The 16601-nt window shown below is 53.6% G+C and carries 13 protein-coding genes and 1 pseudogene; 9 read left to right on the top strand and 5 right to left on the bottom strand.

Annotation, left to right across the window (positions count from 1 at the left end; all coding sequences use genetic code 11):
- Positions 1–265 precede the first annotated feature (265 nt).
- Entirely contained in the window at positions 266–1540 is a 1275-nt protein-coding gene (locus ACXAF0_RS19630) for a pentapeptide repeat-containing protein (protein ID WP_475347514.1), read from the top strand.
- A gap of 88 nt (positions 1541–1628) precedes the next feature.
- Here the strand turns inward: ACXAF0_RS19630 and argJ are convergent, their stop codons facing one another.
- Positions 1629–2858, bottom strand: coding sequence for a bifunctional glutamate N-acetyltransferase/amino-acid acetyltransferase ArgJ (gene argJ, locus ACXAF0_RS19625; RefSeq protein ID WP_475347513.1), 1230 nt, complete (start codon positions 2856–2858; stop codon positions 1629–1631).
- On the opposite strand from argJ, the gene ACXAF0_RS19620 reads away from it, so the two are divergent.
- Positions 2842–3030: a hypothetical protein gene (locus ACXAF0_RS19620; protein WP_475347512.1), complete on the top strand. Its 189-nt coding sequence runs from the start codon at positions 2842–2844 to the stop codon at positions 3028–3030. The genes argJ and ACXAF0_RS19620 overlap by 17 nt on opposite strands.
- Before the next feature lie 17 nt (positions 3031–3047).
- Here the strand turns inward: ACXAF0_RS19620 and ACXAF0_RS19615 are convergent, their stop codons facing one another.
- From ACXAF0_RS19615 to ACXAF0_RS19605, 3 genes are all read right to left on the bottom strand, one after another.
- Positions 3048–3902: a peptidylprolyl isomerase gene (locus ACXAF0_RS19615; RefSeq protein WP_475347511.1), complete on the bottom strand. Its 855-nt coding sequence runs from the start codon at positions 3900–3902 to the stop codon at positions 3048–3050.
- A gap of 539 nt (positions 3903–4441) precedes the next feature.
- A complete protein-coding gene (locus tag ACXAF0_RS19610; RefSeq protein WP_475347510.1) occupies positions 4442–5575 on the bottom strand; it encodes a hypothetical protein in 1134 nt (377 codons plus the stop codon).
- 54 nt (positions 5576–5629) lie between these two features.
- On the bottom strand, positions 5630–6745 hold the full coding sequence (locus tag ACXAF0_RS19605; RefSeq protein ID WP_475347509.1) for a hypothetical protein: 1116 nt from the start codon (positions 6743–6745) through the stop codon (positions 5630–5632).
- A 334-nt stretch (positions 6746–7079) separates the two neighbouring features.
- Here ACXAF0_RS19605 and secA point away from each other — a divergent pair, with 334 nt between their 5' ends.
- Together secA and ACXAF0_RS19595 are read left to right on the top strand one after the other, a co-directional pair.
- Entirely contained in the window at positions 7080–9785 is a 2706-nt protein-coding gene (secA, locus tag ACXAF0_RS19600; protein ID WP_475347508.1) for a preprotein translocase subunit SecA, read from the top strand.
- A gap of 133 nt (positions 9786–9918) precedes the next feature.
- A complete protein-coding gene (locus tag ACXAF0_RS19595) occupies positions 9919–10629 on the top strand; it encodes a class I SAM-dependent methyltransferase (protein WP_475347507.1) in 711 nt (236 codons plus the stop codon).
- On the opposite strand, the gene ACXAF0_RS19590 is transcribed toward ACXAF0_RS19595, so the two are convergent.
- Positions 10604–11476 (bottom strand): alpha/beta hydrolase, encoded by an 873-nt coding sequence (locus tag ACXAF0_RS19590; RefSeq protein WP_475347506.1) that lies wholly within the window; start codon positions 11474–11476, stop codon positions 10604–10606. The two genes, ACXAF0_RS19595 and ACXAF0_RS19590, sit on opposite strands and share 26 nt — an antisense overlap.
- Before the next feature lie 241 nt (positions 11477–11717).
- Here ACXAF0_RS19590 and ACXAF0_RS19585 point away from each other — a divergent pair.
- From ACXAF0_RS19585 to ACXAF0_RS19565, 5 genes and pseudogenes are all read left to right on the top strand, one after another.
- Positions 11718–11819, top strand: a pseudogene (locus tag ACXAF0_RS19585) (hypothetical protein); the annotation flags it as partial.
- Between the two features lie 36 nt (positions 11820–11855).
- On the top strand, positions 11856–13760 hold the full coding sequence (locus tag ACXAF0_RS19580) for an O-linked N-acetylglucosamine transferase, SPINDLY family protein (RefSeq protein ID WP_475347515.1): 1905 nt from the start codon (positions 11856–11858) through the stop codon (positions 13758–13760).
- A gap of 39 nt (positions 13761–13799) precedes the next feature.
- A complete protein-coding gene (locus ACXAF0_RS19575) occupies positions 13800–15674 on the top strand; it encodes an O-linked N-acetylglucosamine transferase, SPINDLY family protein (protein WP_475347505.1) in 1875 nt (624 codons plus the stop codon).
- 85 nt (positions 15675–15759) lie between these two features.
- Positions 15760–16191 carry an 8-oxo-dGTP diphosphatase MutT gene (mutT, locus tag ACXAF0_RS19570; RefSeq protein WP_475347504.1) on the top strand — a complete coding sequence of 144 codons (432 nt, stop codon included), beginning with the start codon at positions 15760–15762 and terminating at the stop codon, positions 16189–16191.
- 62 nt (positions 16192–16253) lie between these two features.
- Positions 16254–16601: competence/damage-inducible protein A (locus tag ACXAF0_RS19565; RefSeq protein ID WP_475347503.1), on the top strand; the 348-nt coding region annotated here is incomplete at its 3' end.

Raw genomic sequence — 16601 nt, 5'->3', positions numbered from 1 at the left:
ACGGCCCGACCGGCGGACTTTTCCTTGGATTTCACAAATATAACGTCTGCCATTCAAATCAAATTAATAGGTCCTGAGCCTAGGTTCTCAAACCCGGTTCAGCGGTTATACCCTCTGCATCCGGATAGGGTCCGGCACGAAAACCCCGCATTTGCAAACGGTTTTCTGCGCAACATGCCAAACATATTGCGTTGCAGGGAAACTGCTGCATTCTATAATGCTCAATAATAAAAAACTTATTTAGAGTTCGGGGGTTATCTGCCACATGTCATCGCGTTCGGAATTGATTGATGCGATCAAGAAGCATCAATTATATCTCAATCAAAAGCCGGGCGGCACGCGCATGCAACTGCGCAATGGCAACCTTTCGCGCATCAAGATGAACAAGATCAGCCTCAAAGAGGCGGTTCTGCCGGGGGCAAATTTCATCCAGGCCTCTGCGCGCGATGTCTGCTTTGATTTCTGTGATTTGTTTGGCGCCAACTTTGTCGAGGCCGATCTTGAAGGATCCACGTTCGAGCGTGCCGATCTGCGCGGCGCCAATATGGCGCGGACCAATTTGCGCAATGCCAACCTGAATGGCATTGATTTGCGTGCGGGCATCATGGTGGTTCTCGAAGGTGCGCGCGAACGCACGGTCAAACGCGAAACCGACATGTCAAACGCCGACCTTGAAGGGGCGATGATGTGGGGTGCCAATATGGCGGGCACCAACATGTCGGGCGCGCGCCTTGCCAACACCGATATGAGCGACGCCAACATGTTTGCCGTCAACCTCGAAGGTGCTGACCTGACCGGCTGCAAGATGAATGGCGCGAAACTTCGCAATGCCAACCTAAAGGGGGCGAAGCTTGCCGGGTCGGAAATGGTCGGTGCGGATCTCAGTGGCGCAAACCTGCGCAATGTCGATTTGCAGGATGTCGACCTGACGCAGGCCAATACGTCCTATTCCATTGGCGGTGGTATGCCCAGCGCCCCGCTGGCTGATGATATCCGCGAACTGGTCAATGGCCATAGCGAGTGGCTGTCAACCGGCGGCAAAACCGGCATGCCGATGATTGCGGCGGGCCGTGATTTGTCGGGGATGGATTTCTCCGGCATGGATTTGTCTGGCGCGGTCTTTGACAAATGCATTATGCGCGGCACGATCTTTATCGACACCATCCTTGCCATGTGTTCGATGCGCGAAGCCGACATGCAAAAAATCCGTATGAATGGGGCGGTGCTTGATGGCGTGCGCATGGCGGGATCTGACTGCTCCGAGGGTGTGTTCCAGGGCGTTCATTTTGGCGGTGTCGATCAACGCGACAAGAAGGGCGAGAAAACCGGCACAGTCTGGAATGCGGACCTGTCGGATGTGAATTTCGAGCAGGCAGATTTGCGCAATTCGGTCTTTAGCGAAGCAAAGATGAAGGGTGCTAACCTGACCAAGGCGAACATCGCCGGGGTGGCCTTTGGCGCGACCGATCTGAGTGAAGCTGAGCTCGAAGGGGCCAATGTTGGTCTTATTCTGAATGGCTATATCCCCGGCAAGAAATAGCCTGTGTGGCGCATTCACACCCCTCTGAAACGCAAAACGCCGCCCTCATTTAAGGCGGCGTTTGTAATTTCGAGGTCTGTTTGATCGCCTAGCTGCGGTAATCCGCATTGATCGAGATATAGCCATGGGTCAGGTCACAGGTCCAGACGGTGGCTGCACCATCCCCAAAGCCAAGGTCGGCATCAATGTCTATATACTGGCCCTTGATGTGGGCTTCGACCGGGGCTTCGTCATAATCCTCGACCCGTTCGCCATTCTTGGCCAGTGCAATGCCACCGATTGAAATGGTCAGTTTGTTCGGGTCTGCGGTGACACCGCATTTGCCGACCGCCATGACGATACGGCCCCAGTTGGCGTCTTCACCGGCAATCGCGGTTTTGACCAGCGGGGAGTTGGCAATCGCCTTGGCGGCAATCTTGGCTTCTTTTTCGTTCACGGCACCGGTGACATTGATGGTGATGAACTTGGTTGCGCCTTCACCGTCCCGGACGATCTGGTGGGCCAGATCACGCAGTACGCTCTCCAGTGCGGTTTTGAATGCGGCCAATGCCGGGTCATTGGCATCAGAAACGGCATCATTGCCAGCCTTGCCGGTCGCGGCCAAAAGTACCGTGTCAGACGTCGACGTATCACTATCCACCGTAATCGCGTTGAAGCTGCGATTGTTGCAATCAGCAAGCAGGGACTGCAGCACACTATGCGGCAGGGCGGCGTCGGTAAACACAAAGCCCAGCATGGTCGCCATGTTCGGCTCAATCATGCCCGATCCCTTGGCAAAGCCCGCAATGGTGACTTCGGTACCATTGATGGTTGCCGTGGCCGAGGCCCCCTTGGGGAAGGTATCGGTGGTCATGATCGCCTTGGCGGCATCCAGCCAGCTTGCATCATTGGCCAGAATCTCATCCATCGCATCGGTAATGCGGTTTGCCGTGGTCGGCTCGCCAATCACGCCGGTTGATGCGGTGAAAATCTCGGTCTTTTCACAGCCAAGCGCCTTGGCCGCCGTTTCAACCTTGTCGGCGACGAACTTCTCACCGGCCTTGCCGGTAAAGGCGACCGAGTTGCCTGCATTGACGAAAAATGCACGTGCCGTCCCGCCCTTAAGCGCCTCGCGTCCCCAGCGCACGGCAGCCGATGCCGTGGTCGATGTCGTGAACACGCCGGCAACCTGGGTGCCAGGCTCAAGCTCTGCCAGCAGGACATCCGGGCGGCCCTTATAGCGAATGCCAAGGGTTGCGGTGTGCAGTTTGACACCGGCAACGGCCGGAAGATCGGGAAATGCCGCGGGGGCAAGCGGGGAAATGGCAGTCGCAACCATCTGTGCAGTTTCCTTTATTGGACAAGTTGGCCCATCCTGCCGCAACGGTGGCGAAAAGCAAGCAGCAGAATGCATCTGTCATGTCATAATGATCGACAAAAAACGGGGCGAAGCCAATGGCCACACCCCGTTTGATGATGTTGGAAAGACATGGGCCATCAAATCAGATTGATTGCCCTGTTTTCCGAATTATTCAGCCGGTGCTTCTTCAGCTGCTTTTTCAGCTTCGATTTCGACATTGTTGACGATATCGGCATCTGCACGCAGGTCTTCGACCAGCGCGTTGAAGGCATCACGGCTTACTTCGGCGACCAGCTGCTGACGGACTTCGTCAAGTGACGGCTGGGTGCCTTCTTTTTTGTCTTCGACTTTGATCACATGCCAACCGAACTGGGTCTGAACCGGTTCGCTGGAATAGGTGCCGGTTTCCATGGCAAAGGCTGCCTCGGCAAACGGTGCTACCATGTCTGCACGGTTAAAGAAGCCAAGATCACCGCCATTCGGGCCGGACGGGCCGGTCGATTTTTCCTTGGCGAGTTCGACGAAGTCGGCACCGTCATCAAGTTCTGCGATAACAGCCTGCGCGTCTTCTTCGCTTTCAAGCAGGATGTGGCGGGCGTGAACCTGCGGCTCCGGCTCGTTGGTGGCGATGAATTCGTCGTATTTCGCGTTGACGGCCTCATCGGTGATCGCGTCATTAAGCGCGCGATCCAGATAGGTTTCAGCAATCAGGCGGCGCTCAAGCGCTGCGATCTGTTCTTTGACTTCCGGGTCATCGGCCAGACCGGCTTCGCTACCGGCATCCATCAGTAGGCGCTGGTTGATTTCGCGGGTCAGAAGATCCGCCTTGAGCATTTCAAACGGAAGCTGGCGATACTGTTGCGGCAGGCCCTGCTGGGTTGCGCGGACTTCGGATTCAAGGATTTCTTCACCATTGACCGTCGCCAGAACCGGATCTTCTGCCGGTGCAGTGTCCTGCGCCATGGCAGGGGATGCAAAAATGACGGTTGCCAGGGACGCAGCAAGAAGGGATTTGCGCAGCATAGTTTCTCCAGACTTTAATTTCAGACGGGCTTGTGCCCGATGCCTCTGCCCACGGGTAAAACACATAAGTGTTGCCTGCACAAGGCTTCGCCGTGGATGACGGACCTTTTGACAAAGCATTCTGTCCAAAATGTGAAACGCTGAGGGTCAGGACCTGTTAATTTGATTGGAATGGCAGAGCTTATATTTTGAAATCCAAGGAAAATTCCGCCGAGCGGGGTGGTATCCCGCACAAGGGATTTGACGCAGGAGTTCGCAAATATAAGCTCTGTCCTTCGGATCGCTCAGATTTGCACAGCTACTTTGTCGCAAAACCTTGAAAGATGTATATCTTCCGGCGGTTTTGCTTCGCGTATCCGCACAAATCTGAGCGACCATTCAAACCAAATTAACAGGTCCTGACCCTCAGTATGAAGTTTGATATATGCGATTGGCCCAGCCGACTTGAAACCCGGCAGGGCAATAAGGATGATCCGCCGCATGCTGATCAACGCGCGCCGTAAGATGACGGTTAGATGAAATCTGAAGCGGACTGTCGATCAGGCCTGAACGTCAAAGAATACTTCGCCAACTTGCCCGGTGCTGCCATCTTCGCGTTCAAACGATGACCCTGCCACCAGATCCCCACCGACAAGACGCTGATCAAGCGGGGTGATCATGGAAAGCGAGATCGATTTGATCCCGGCATCCGCGACAGTTTTCTGGCTGCCATCAGCGCGCAGCAACACAAGCGAGCTGAACACACCGTCCATCTCGTCGATGACGCCATCCAGGTTGTCGTCATATTTTGCCAGTTCCGCAAACCCGTCCTTGGCGCCGTTCTGATCGCCAAACAGTTCGCGACCGTCATTGATCTCGCCATCGCCATTGCGATCGAGTGCCAGAAGGGCATCGTTGCCGGAAATCCAGGCCGTCTGATCAAGCGTCCCATCGCCATCAATGTCAAAGCGCTTGCCGTCCATCACGCTGGTGATGTCGATGCCGTTGCCATCCAGATCCAGAATTAACGGGTCCTGCTGAAACATCTGGGAAATCTCGATGCGGATCAGTTCGATATGGGCATGAAATTCCGAGATCGAGATATCCGCGGCCCCCGCAAGACTTGAAAAGCGGGTTTCAATGGCGCTGAAGTCTATCTCGACACTGCGCGAAGTAATGGAAACCTGACCCAGATTGATCGCGCTATTGCCTTGGGCGATGTTGATCGAAAGATTCTGCATCGAGATCTCTGATTGCACCCCTGTTGCGCCAACCGCCTTGAGTTCGCCCGGATCACCGCCGGTCATGGCATTGGCCATTGCCCGTGCCTTTGCCGGGGGAATGCCCATCATCGCAAGCACAATAAAGGCCTCGCGGTTCATGCGTGTCTGGGCTTCATCGAGTGCGGGTTTTAAGGCGTTGAAGGCTTCAAGCGGGGCCGTATCGATTTCAAAGACCGGACGCTGAAATTCACCAAGCGCACTTTCGATCCGTTCATTGGCCTCAATGCTCAGATCAATCTGATCGACAATGGCGCGCTGTTGGGAAAGTTCCGCATCGCGCTGCGCATTCGTATCGGTATCCGCATCTGCACTGCCCGCGGTCACGGCACTGTTGGCGGTGGCACGCAGTGCTGCGATCCCGGCGGCATTATCCGCTGCGGTGGGATTGGTAAGGTTTGTGTGCTCAAACATTCAGCGCCTCCTTCCTGAAGGGCTGCGGGATGTCGGCCTGACATCCCGTGGCTGTTAAATCAGAACATCCTGTTCCTGTGTTGGGTCAATCACGGGCACGGTTTCACCATTCGGGAAGGTGAAGGTCGCATTGCCATCATCCTGACCAAAGCGGCCCATCGGCATCATCATGTCGACCGTCAGCTGAAGCGGGCTGCTTCCTTCACCGGCTTCCGGTGCAGGCTGATTGATGCTGCGCACAATCAGGGTTGCCTGTTCCATGAACTGTTCGGTGATCTGGGCATTAAGGGCTGCCATCCGCTCGGCGGCAATCGCCTGACCATTGGTCTGCGCGGTAACGGCGGTGGCACCTTCTTCGCCCTCGTCAGACGTATCGTCGCTGCCTACCGTTGCATTCATAAGTTCGCGGATGAATTCGGCGACTCCGTTATCATTGATATCAAACAGAAGCCCACCGTCTTCGGCGCTGGCCGGATTGCCCAGCATATCAACCAGCGATCCGCCACCCAGGCCATCCATGACATTGCCAAGCGCACCAATAGCCGCCCCCATGCTGTTGCCAATCGCAACCGCTTCGGTGCGGACAACCTCAACCTTGGCGGCCTCGTAGTTGAACGAGAACTCACCGGTTTCATTGTTGATGCTGATATCAAGCGACTGGACCGCCATCATCGCGGACTCGGATACGCCCACTGCCGCCCCATCGGCCCCGGCATATGAAATGGCGGTCTTGCTGTGGCTTGCGATCGCCTGATCAAAGGAAAATTCGAACTGGTCCTGGCCGCTTGCAGCGTCGCGAATGCCATTGAACATGGCATCGGTCGCGGCAATGGCGTCTTCTTCGGACATGCCCGAAAGCGCAAACATTTCCTCGACACTGCCGCGGATCAGTTCAAGCGACGCATCAAGCACGCGCTCAAACAGCGCGTCCGTGGTCAGCGGTTCGGAAGAAAGTGATTTACCGGCTGCCGGGGCAATCTTCTGGCTGTCATTATGGGCGGCAAGTGCATCATCAGACAGGGCCACCGGATCAATACGGGTGCGCGCATCAGGTCGCGATTGCGCGGCGGCATCACCGGCATCCGGGCTGGTTTTCGCAAAGGGCTGACGCGCATCTTGCAGGGCGGACTGGCCCTGTCGAAACGGATTAAGCGCGGAGAAATCGACCATAATCCTCCTCCTGAGGACTTGATTTGGCAGCGTATCCGGGACATTCCCGCGCGCCAAAACGAGCTACATGCTCTGTTAGGGTGTAAAACTATGAGGCGAATAATACGACCATTCTTCGCATTTCTCAAGCAAGAAGGGTTCAATCGCAGGAAACGAAAACGTGAAGAGGCCGGGATTTGCCTGCGATCCGGCGCAAAAGCCGGGAATTTCCGGCTGTTCATTCCCGATATTGGTTCGTTCCGTTGACAGATGGCAGACAGGGTTCTATCTGTGATCGGGCTCCGGTTTCTGCCGGGGTCATTGTGTCTTAATTTATTTGTTCAGGAACGTATTAATGCTCGGCGCTATTGCCCGGAAAATTTTCGGTTCAGCTAACGATCGTGAAGTCAAAGCCCTGCGGGCCACGGTCGAGCAAATCAATGCCCTGGAACCCGAAGTCGAAAAGCTTTCTGATGATGAACTGCGCGCCCGGACCGATTGGCTGCGCGACCGTCTCAAGAATGGCGAGACTCTGACCGACATCCTTCCTGATACCTTTGCCACCATCCGCGAGGCATCCAAGCGTGTGCGCGGCGAACGTCATTATGACGTGCAGCTGCTTGGCGGCATGGTGCTGACATCCGGCAAAATTGCCGAGATGAAAACCGGAGAAGGTAAAACCCTCGTATCGACCCTTCCGGTTTATCTGAACGCGCTTGAAGGCAAGGGCGTACATGTTGTGACCGTGAACGACTATCTGGCCCGCCGTGATGCGGAATGGATGGGCGAGGTTTATGGCTTCCTCGGCCTGACTGTTGGCGTGATCATGCATGGCATGACCGATGACCAGCGCCGCGAAGCCTATGCTTGCGACATTACCTACGCGACCAACAACGAGCTCGGCTTTGATTATCTGCGCGATAACATGAAGTTCCGTCTCGAAGACATGGTGCAGCGCCCGTTCAACTTTGCCATCGTCGATGAAGTCGACTCGATCCTGATTGACGAAGCCCGTACCCCGCTGATCATTTCCGGCCCGGCCGAAGACAGCTCGGAACTGTATCGCGCGATTGATGCGCTGATCCCGAAACTGGTCGACGAAGATTTCGAGAAGGATGAAAAGGCACGCGCCGTCACCCTGACCGAAGAAGGCACCGAACACGCCGAACAGCTTCTGATGGAAATGGAAATCCTGACCGAAGGCACGCTCTATGACGTTGCCAACGTTCATCTTGTCCATCACGTCAACCAGGCCCTGCGCGCACACAAGCTGTTCCAGAAAGACACCGACTATATCGTCAAGGACGACAAGGTCGTCATCATTGACGAATTCACCGGTCGTATGATGGAAGGCCGCCGTTATTCCGATGGCCTGCATCAGGCACTCGAAGCCAAGGAAAAGGTCAAGATCCAGAACGAAAACCAGACTCTGGCATCGATCACCTTCCAGAACTATTTCCGTCTCTATCCGACGCTTGCCGGCATGACCGGTACGGCAATGACCGAGGCCGAGGAATTCGAGGAAATCTACAACCTTCAGGTTGTCGAAATCCCGACCCATCGCCCGATTGCCCGTATTGATGCCGATGACGAGATTTATCGTACCGCCACTGAAAAGTGGGTGGCGATTTCCGAGCAGCTTGAAGACTGCCACAAACGTGGCCAGCCGGCCCTTGTCGGTACCGTCTCGATCGAGAAGTCGGAAATCCTCTCGGATCTTCTGAAAAAGAAGAAAGTCCCGCACGAAGTTCTCAACGCCAAGCAGCATGAACGCGAAGCGCTGATCGTGGCCCAGGCCGGTGCGCCCGGTGCGATCACGATTGCGACCAACATGGCGGGTCGTGGTACTGACATCAAGCTTGGCGGCAACGTCGAGATGCGCGTTGAGCATGAATTGGAAAACGTCACCGACGAAGCCAAACGTGCGGCCGCAATCGAGAAAATCAAGGCAGAGGTCAAAGCCGATCAGGAAAAAGTCCTGGCGGCGGGCGGTCTGTTTGTGATCGGTACCGAACGCCACGAATCACGTCGTGTGGATAACCAGCTGCGTGGTCGTTCCGGCCGTCAGGGGGATCCGGGCGGTTCGAAATTCTATCTGTCGCTTGAAGATGATCTGATGCGCATCTTCGGGTCCGAGCGCATGGACGGCATGCTCCAGAAACTCGGTCTGCAGGAAGGTGAAGCGATTTACCATCCGTGGATCAACAAGGCGCTCGAAAAAGCTCAGCAGAAGGTCGAGGCGCGCAACTTCGACATTCGTAAGAACGTTCTGAAGTTTGACGATGTCATGAATGACCAGCGTAAGGTCGTTTATGAACAGCGCCGTGATCTGATGCAGGCCAAAAACGTCGCCGAAGACGTTGCTGACATGCGTGCCGAAGTCATCGAAGACATGGTCGACAAATACTGCCCGGCCAAGGTCTATCCGGAGCAGTGGGAAACCACCAGCCTGCATGAAGAAGTCACCCGTCTTCTGGGCCTTGATCTGCCGATTGCAGATTGGGTCAAGGAAGAAGGCATCGATCAGGAAGTCATGCGCGAACGCCTTGAAAAGGCTTCGGACGAGAAAATGGCAGCCAAGGTTGCCAACTATGGTGCGGATATCATGCGCCAGGTTGAAAAAAGCCTCGTCCTGCAGCTGCTTGATCAGTCGTGGAAAGAACATCTTCTCGCCCTTGATCACTTGCGTCAGGGCATTGGCCTGCGCGCTTATGGTCAGCGTGATCCGCTCAACGAGTTCAAGCGCGAAGCGTTCAATATGTTCGAAGGCATGCTGGGATCGCTCCGCGAACGCGTGACCCAGATGCTCTCCCACGTCGAACTGCAATCGACCCCGCGCCCCGAAGATCTCGAGGCACGCCGTCCGCAGCAGGAAATGCGCGAAAACCGCGACGAACTCGAAGCAACCGAGCAGGGTGTCGATACCGCAACCGTTCAGTCGCGTCAGCCGGGCAATTTCGATCCCAACGATCCGTCGACCTGGGGTCGTGTGGCGCGTAACCAGGCCTGCCCATGTGGATCCGGCAAGAAATACAAACATTGCCACGGTCAGTTGAACTAACAGGCGGATTTTCGGATTTCAGGCGTGCTTCAAGAGAACAGGTCGTATTGTTTTTTTGTCGAGTGGCAAAGAATTTATGATTGTTTCGCACGTTGTAAGTTAACTGCCTTCTGAATTGTAAAGGGTCAGATGTATGGGGCTTCGCAAAACAATCAAAAAGATTAAACTTAAGAAAAACCGCTCTCAGCTCTTAAAACAATATGCTTATAATGCGAGTAATATTGAGTTCGACTGGGACTGGAAGAGCATCCATTATAATCGCATCGCTCTTGTAAACATGCTGGTAGCGAAAACAGGTGGCCCGAACATAAGTTATTTGGAGATCGGCTGCTTTGGGAATGCTTTATTTGACTCGGTTTTCGCTGATCGCAAGGTTGGTGTCGATCCGGCTAGTGGCGGTACTCACAGAATGACTAGTGATGACTTCTTTATGCAAAATGAGGAGTTATTCGACGTAGTGTTTATTGATGGCTTGCACGAGTATGAGCAAGTTCGGCGAGATACTGAAAACGCTCTAAAGTTTCTCAAGCCGGGAGGTTGGATTGCTTACCATGATCTGATGCCTCGAACTTGGAAAGAACACCATGTTCCGATGCTTCAGGAAACCTGGACGGGAGATTGCTGGAAGATTGCTTTTGATCTCATCCGTTCTCCTGATTTGGATTTTCGCTTAGCTAAGGTTGACCATGGAGTTGGTGTTCTGCGACCAAAGAGCACAGGTGCAAAAGTTGTCGGCACCGTATCGGAGATGCGTGATAAGCAATTTGATTACTTTGCAACTAACATCAATGAGCTACCAGTCGCGGAATGGGAAGAAGTTAAAAATTGGATCGCAACAAACTAATTTTTAGCAGGAACTGTTTGACCGGTCCCAGAACCGCATCATCGGTTGTCAGATAAAACCCCAATGCAATCAGGGTTCCGGCATGGCCGGTATCAGGCACTTCTATCAGCTCGGCCTTTGGTGCCAGTTCTGCCAGCCTGCGCGAATTGCGCGGCAGCACGGTATGATCGCGCGTACCGGTAATCAGCAAAAGTGGCGGCAAATGCGCCAGATCCATCTCGACCGGCTGGCTGTCATGCGCGGGCGTATCGCCAAACGCATTTTGGGTCGCGGCAACATCATAGGGATAAAAATCATAGGGCCCCGACAGGCCGATAATCCCGGCAATGTCATCCTCATCCAGCCCGACCGATTGAAGATAGTTGGGATCAGCCACGACCTGCATGGCGTTATAGGCCCCGGCAGAATGCCCGGCCAACATGAAGGGCACATTCATGATCTGATCGGGGTTCTGCCTGGCATAGTCCCTCATCTGTGCAAGTGCAGACGCCCCATCCTCAATAAAGGCCGGGAAATGAACATCAGGCACCAGTCGGTAATCAGGAATGGCAACCGCATAGCCAAGCTCGGCAAAGCGCCTGGCGACAAAGGCATATTTCGAACGATCCCCGGAATCCCACGAGCCACCATAAAACCACACCAGAAGGGGGGCAGGCTGCATTGATGGGCTTGGCAGATAAAGATCAAGAAGCTGCCGCGCATCCGGACCATAGGAAAGGGCCGCCACATCGGGTTTGATATCCCCGGACTGCCAATGGTTATAAGCACCAAGCTTGTCACAGCCTGCCAGCAGCACCATTGCGACAAGTGAGTTGGTGGTCACGGTCAGGAATTTCTTGGCAAGCATTCGGGGTACGGACCAGTGCAAATTCAAATTTTGTATCTTCAATACGTTAGTCGATCATGATCCGTTTAAAACAATTTTTTCGACGGGGCCTGCGTATCACACAAGTGTGTCCCTGGTTTCGGTCATCAATGCTTATAAAGGCGCGCATTGCAGGTGTATTGTTGGCACCTGCGTTTATCAGTCCTTAATGGCCTGCTTTTAAACTTTTTACGCGAATTACAAATACGGAGATTCAGTCAAGGTGTCCTCTTTTGATCAACTGTCCAAGCGTGCCAGAAAACTGGAAAAACAGGGCCAGATCGACGAGGCCATTAAACTCTATGAACTGTTTCTTCAGGACTACCCGAAAAACACGCGCGCCAAAGCAGCGCTTGAAAAGTTGCGTGATGCCGCATCGGGTACAGGCATGTCAGCTCAACAGGCTTTTGTAAAAGCCACGGAACTCATTGATCAGGGTGCATATGCAAAGGGCATCGATCTTGCCAAAAAGCTGGTCGAGGGCGCACCGGACAGTGCGCAGGTGTGGAACCTTTTGGGACTTGGCTATTCCAGAAATCAGAACCCGGTAGAAGCAGAAAAATGCCTGCGCAAAGCCATCGAGCTTGATAAAAACTTCGGCATGGCTTGGGTCAATATTGGGGCGCTGTTTTCAGCCCAAAACAAATATGAGCAGGCCCTGAAAGCCTTTCAGAATGCCAGTTACATTGAACCTCAGAACGCGGGGGTTTTGAACGCAATTGCAGGTGTTCTGTTGGAAATGCGGCGTTTGGACGAAGCTGAAAAATTCTGTGTGCAGGCAATCAAGTACGGTCCTGATTTGGCAGATCCGTACTTTAATCTCGGTGTTATCTTGTATCGTAAGAAAAAGCGCAAGGCTGCCAAACAGGCGTTTGAGAAAGTTGCGAAACTACGACCCGATAGCATGAGCGCACTTTCCGACTTTCTCTATGCGCGCGCTCAAATCTGTGATTGGTCTGCTCTTGCTCCTGAATTTCAAAATAAAAATCCGGTGGGAAAACCCGGAAATTCTGTTTCTCCATTTTCTTTCTTACATTACGAAGACGATCCATACGTGCAGAAAAAACGCTCGGAAAACTGGGCAAAGGAGTTCGCAGTGCGGGCTGCTGTTAAGCAGTTCTCGCGCCCTGTATCTCGTCCGGAAAAACTGAAGATTGGCTATTTTTCTGCTGACTTTCATAATCATGCGACTTTGTCGTTGATGATGGGGCTTTTTGCTGCGCACGACAAAAACCGCTTTGAAATTCACTCATACAGCTATGGCAGCGTTACCGATGGTTGGCGCCGTGGTGAGCTCCAAAAACTGGTTGATTACAACTGGGATGTCCGGAATGTGTCCGACGCGGAAATTGTGCAGCATGCGCGCGATCAGGCGATTGATATCGCAATCGATCTCAAGGGTTATACCCAGAACGGGAGACCGCAACTATTTGCCCCTCGGATGGCGCCTGTCCAGATCAACTATGTCGGCTATCCGGGAACGTTGGGGGCAGATTATATCGACTATCTGATCGCGGATCACACCATCATCCCCGACGATTACAAAAACGCCTATTCCGAAAAAATCATCTATATGCCGCATTGCTATCAGCCAAATGACGGCGGTCGGGAATTCCCGGAAAATACGCAAACGCGCTCAGAGCTCGGCTTGCCCGAAGATGGTTTTGTGTTTTGTTCGTTTAATGCCAACTACAAGATTTCCCCGCGCGAATTTGATATCTGGATGCGGCTTCTTCAAAAGGTTGATGGCTCTGTACTTTGGCTGTTCGAAGGCAGTGAAGATGCAATGCAAAACCTTCGAAAAGAAGCTGACAGCCGCGGTATGGATCCGTCGCGTCTTGTATTTGCAGGCTACCTACCAGAGGCAAAGCATCTTGCCCGCCACAAACATGCGGACCTGTTTCTTGATACCTTCAATGTGAACGCGCATACGACGGCAAGTGATGCGCTTTGGACCGGGTTGCCGCTGATCACCTTGCCTGGGAAGCAGTTTGCGGCCCGTGTGGCTGCAAGCGTTTTAAAGGCCGCAAACCTTTCTGAGCTGATTGCGAAATCCGAAAAAGACTACGAGGCGATTGCCCTTGATCTGGCGCTTCATCCGGAAAAGCTGGCGGCCATGAAAGCCAAGGTGGCAGAAAACGTCACAGCCTGTCCGCTGTTTGACACCAAATCATATACCCTTGATCTGGAGCGGGGCTATGGCGCAGCCTATGAGCGCTATCTTGCGGGCAAGGCACCTACAGACATTGATCTTGTCAGTTCGTAACATGTTGGCGAATTTTGTACCGGGAATGAGGAAGAAATTTTGAGTGCGGCTCTTGAAAAGGTGGTGTCACGTGTTCAAAGGGCCATGCACAATCATGAGCCGGATCAGGCCATTTCCATTTGCGAAAAACACCTGAAAACCAACGCCAATTCGGTCGTGGCTTGGGATCTTTTGGCAAATGCCTATTTTCAGAAAAAGGACCATGTTCAGACCGCTCGTTGTTTCGAGAAGGTCGTTGAACTTGCGCCACAAAGTCCGAAGTCCCATCAAAACCTCGGCATGTTTTATCAAAGCATCGGCAAGTTTAACGAAGCGCTGCAATGTTTTCAGCGCGCGGTTAATTGCGATGCAAACTATGCGCTGGCCTATAATAGTGCTGGCAATGTTCTGCTCAAGGTGGGGCAGGTCGATACTGCGCTACAGTATTTTGCCAAGGCGCTTCAGCTCGACCCGCAACTTGCCGACGCTTATAGCAACATGGGCAAAGCTTTCTTCATCAAGGGGCAATTAAAGGCCGCCGCCCAAGGCTATGCCAAGGCCTATTCCCTTGCCCCCACGATGAAAAGTGCTCTGACCAATCAGTATTACACGATGGCGATGATGTGTGACTGGTCCGGATTTGACGCGTTTTCGCGTGCGGCCAGCACGCTCGGCGTTGAGGGGGAAGTTGTTTCGCCGTTTCCATTGCTGAAACTCGAAGATGCACCGGAACGCCAATTGGTTCGGTGCCAAAGACTTGTGATGGTGAATTTTGGTCGTGGTGCCCTATGGCAATTGCCCCGTCCAACCAAACGACCAGGCAAGTTGCGCATTGGTTATTTTTCTGCCGATTTTCAGGATCACGCGACACTTTCGCTGATGATGGGGCTTTTGCGCCACCATGATCACGACAAGTTTGAAATTCACGCCTTCTCATATGGGTTGATCAAGGAAAGCCAAAGTCTTGATCAGGCCAAGGAATACTTTGAAAGTTTCTCCGATGTCGAACGGGCATCGGATGAAGCGATTGTCGCACTTGCGCGCGAAAAGAAGATTGATATCGCGGTTGATCTCAAGGGCCACACGAAACTGGGACGGATCGGCATTTTTGCGCGCCGTGCCGCTCCGGTTCAGATCAATTATCTTGGCAATCCGGGGACCATTGGGGCCGAATTCATTGATTATATGGTTGTTGATAAGGTCACGGTTCCTGAAACGCATAAAAAGTATCTGGCGGAAAAACCGATCTATCTGCCCCATTGTTATCAGCCCAACGATGATCAGCGCAGCATTCCCGACATGAACACAACGCGTGCTGATTTCGGCTTGCCGGATAACGGGTTCGTTTTCTGCAGTTTCAACAACACCTACAAGATCTCCCCGACCGAATTCGATATCTGGATGCGGCTCCTAAAACAGGTCGATGGGGCGGTGCTCTGGTTGTTTAGTGGCAATGACGACGCGGCGCAAAACTTGCGCAACGAGGCACAAAAACGCGGCGTCGATCCCGATCGTCTTGTCTTTGCTGAAAAACTGTCGCCAGCGGAACATCTTGCCCGGCACAAACATGGCGACCTGTTGCTTGATACCTTTAACGTCAACGCCCACACCACAGCCAGTGACGCGCTTTGGACCGGTTTGCCGCTTGTCACCGTGCCCGGCGAACAATTTGCCGCCCGGGTGGCCGCAAGTATCCTGATGGCTGCAAACCTGTCGGAACTGATTGCAAAGGACGCAGCCGAGTATGAGGCCATCGCCCTTGATCTGGCGCTTAACCCCGAAAAAATCGCGGCCTTGAAGCATAAGGTGAAGGATCAGAATAAGACCTGCCCACTGTTTGATTCAGAAGGCTATACCCGCGATCTCGAAGCCGGGTATGAAGCGGCTTATGATCGATACCTCAACGGACTGGCGCCTGATGACATCGAAGTTTGACGAGGCGGTGCTTTCTGCTCTTGGCGAAGGTTTGATGGCGCGATAAAACAGTGCCATGACAATAGAACAACCAGATAAAGGCTGCATGTCGGTTGACCTGCGCCAGGGCAAAATCCCGGAAAAAACCGTGTTCGTCAGTGCGGTGGCACTTGTCGATATCGATCATCGCGTGCTGATCGCCCAGCGCCCGGAAGGCAAATCCATGGCGGGCCTTTGGGAATTCCCCGGCGGCAAGGTCGAGGCCGGTGAAACACCCGAAATGGCACTTGTGCGTGAGCTCAAGGAAGAGCTTGGCATTGATATCACTGAAAGCTGCCTGGCACCCTTTACCTTTGCGTCCTTCACCTATGACGACTTCCATCTGATGATGCCGCTTTATCTCTGCCGTGTGTGGAAAGGCGACATCAAACCGATGGAAGGTCAGCAAGTGAAATGGGTGCGCCCGGTGCGCCTTGGCGATTATCCGATGCCGCCGGCGGATGTGCCGCTTGTCGCGATGCTGCGCGATTTCCTGTGAGCCACCCGCGCGTTTTCGGCGTATGGTTCAGGGCAAAAGAATTTGAATGATGTTGTGGGGATATGATGTCTGATCCGGTCCGTGCCTGTCTGATTATTATCGGCAATGAAATCCTGTCTGGCCGCACCCGTGACAAGAACCTGCCCTATCTGGCAGAGGAACTGAACACCCTTGGCGTGCGCTTGGCCGAAACCCGCGTCATCCCTGATATCGAAGACACCATCATTGCCACGGTCAATGAATGCCGGGCAAAGTTTGATTACGTCTTCACCACCGGTGGTATCGGCCCGACCCACGATGACATCACGTCTGAATGCGTTGCCAAGGCATTTGGCGTTGATATCGAACTGAATGCCGACGCCCACGCATTGCTTAAAAGCCACTATGACAACCCCGCGGACCTGAATGAA

Source organism: Thalassospira sp. ABD4_177 (assembly GCF_056160125.1).
This window is presented reverse-complemented; position numbering and strand designations above follow the sequence as displayed.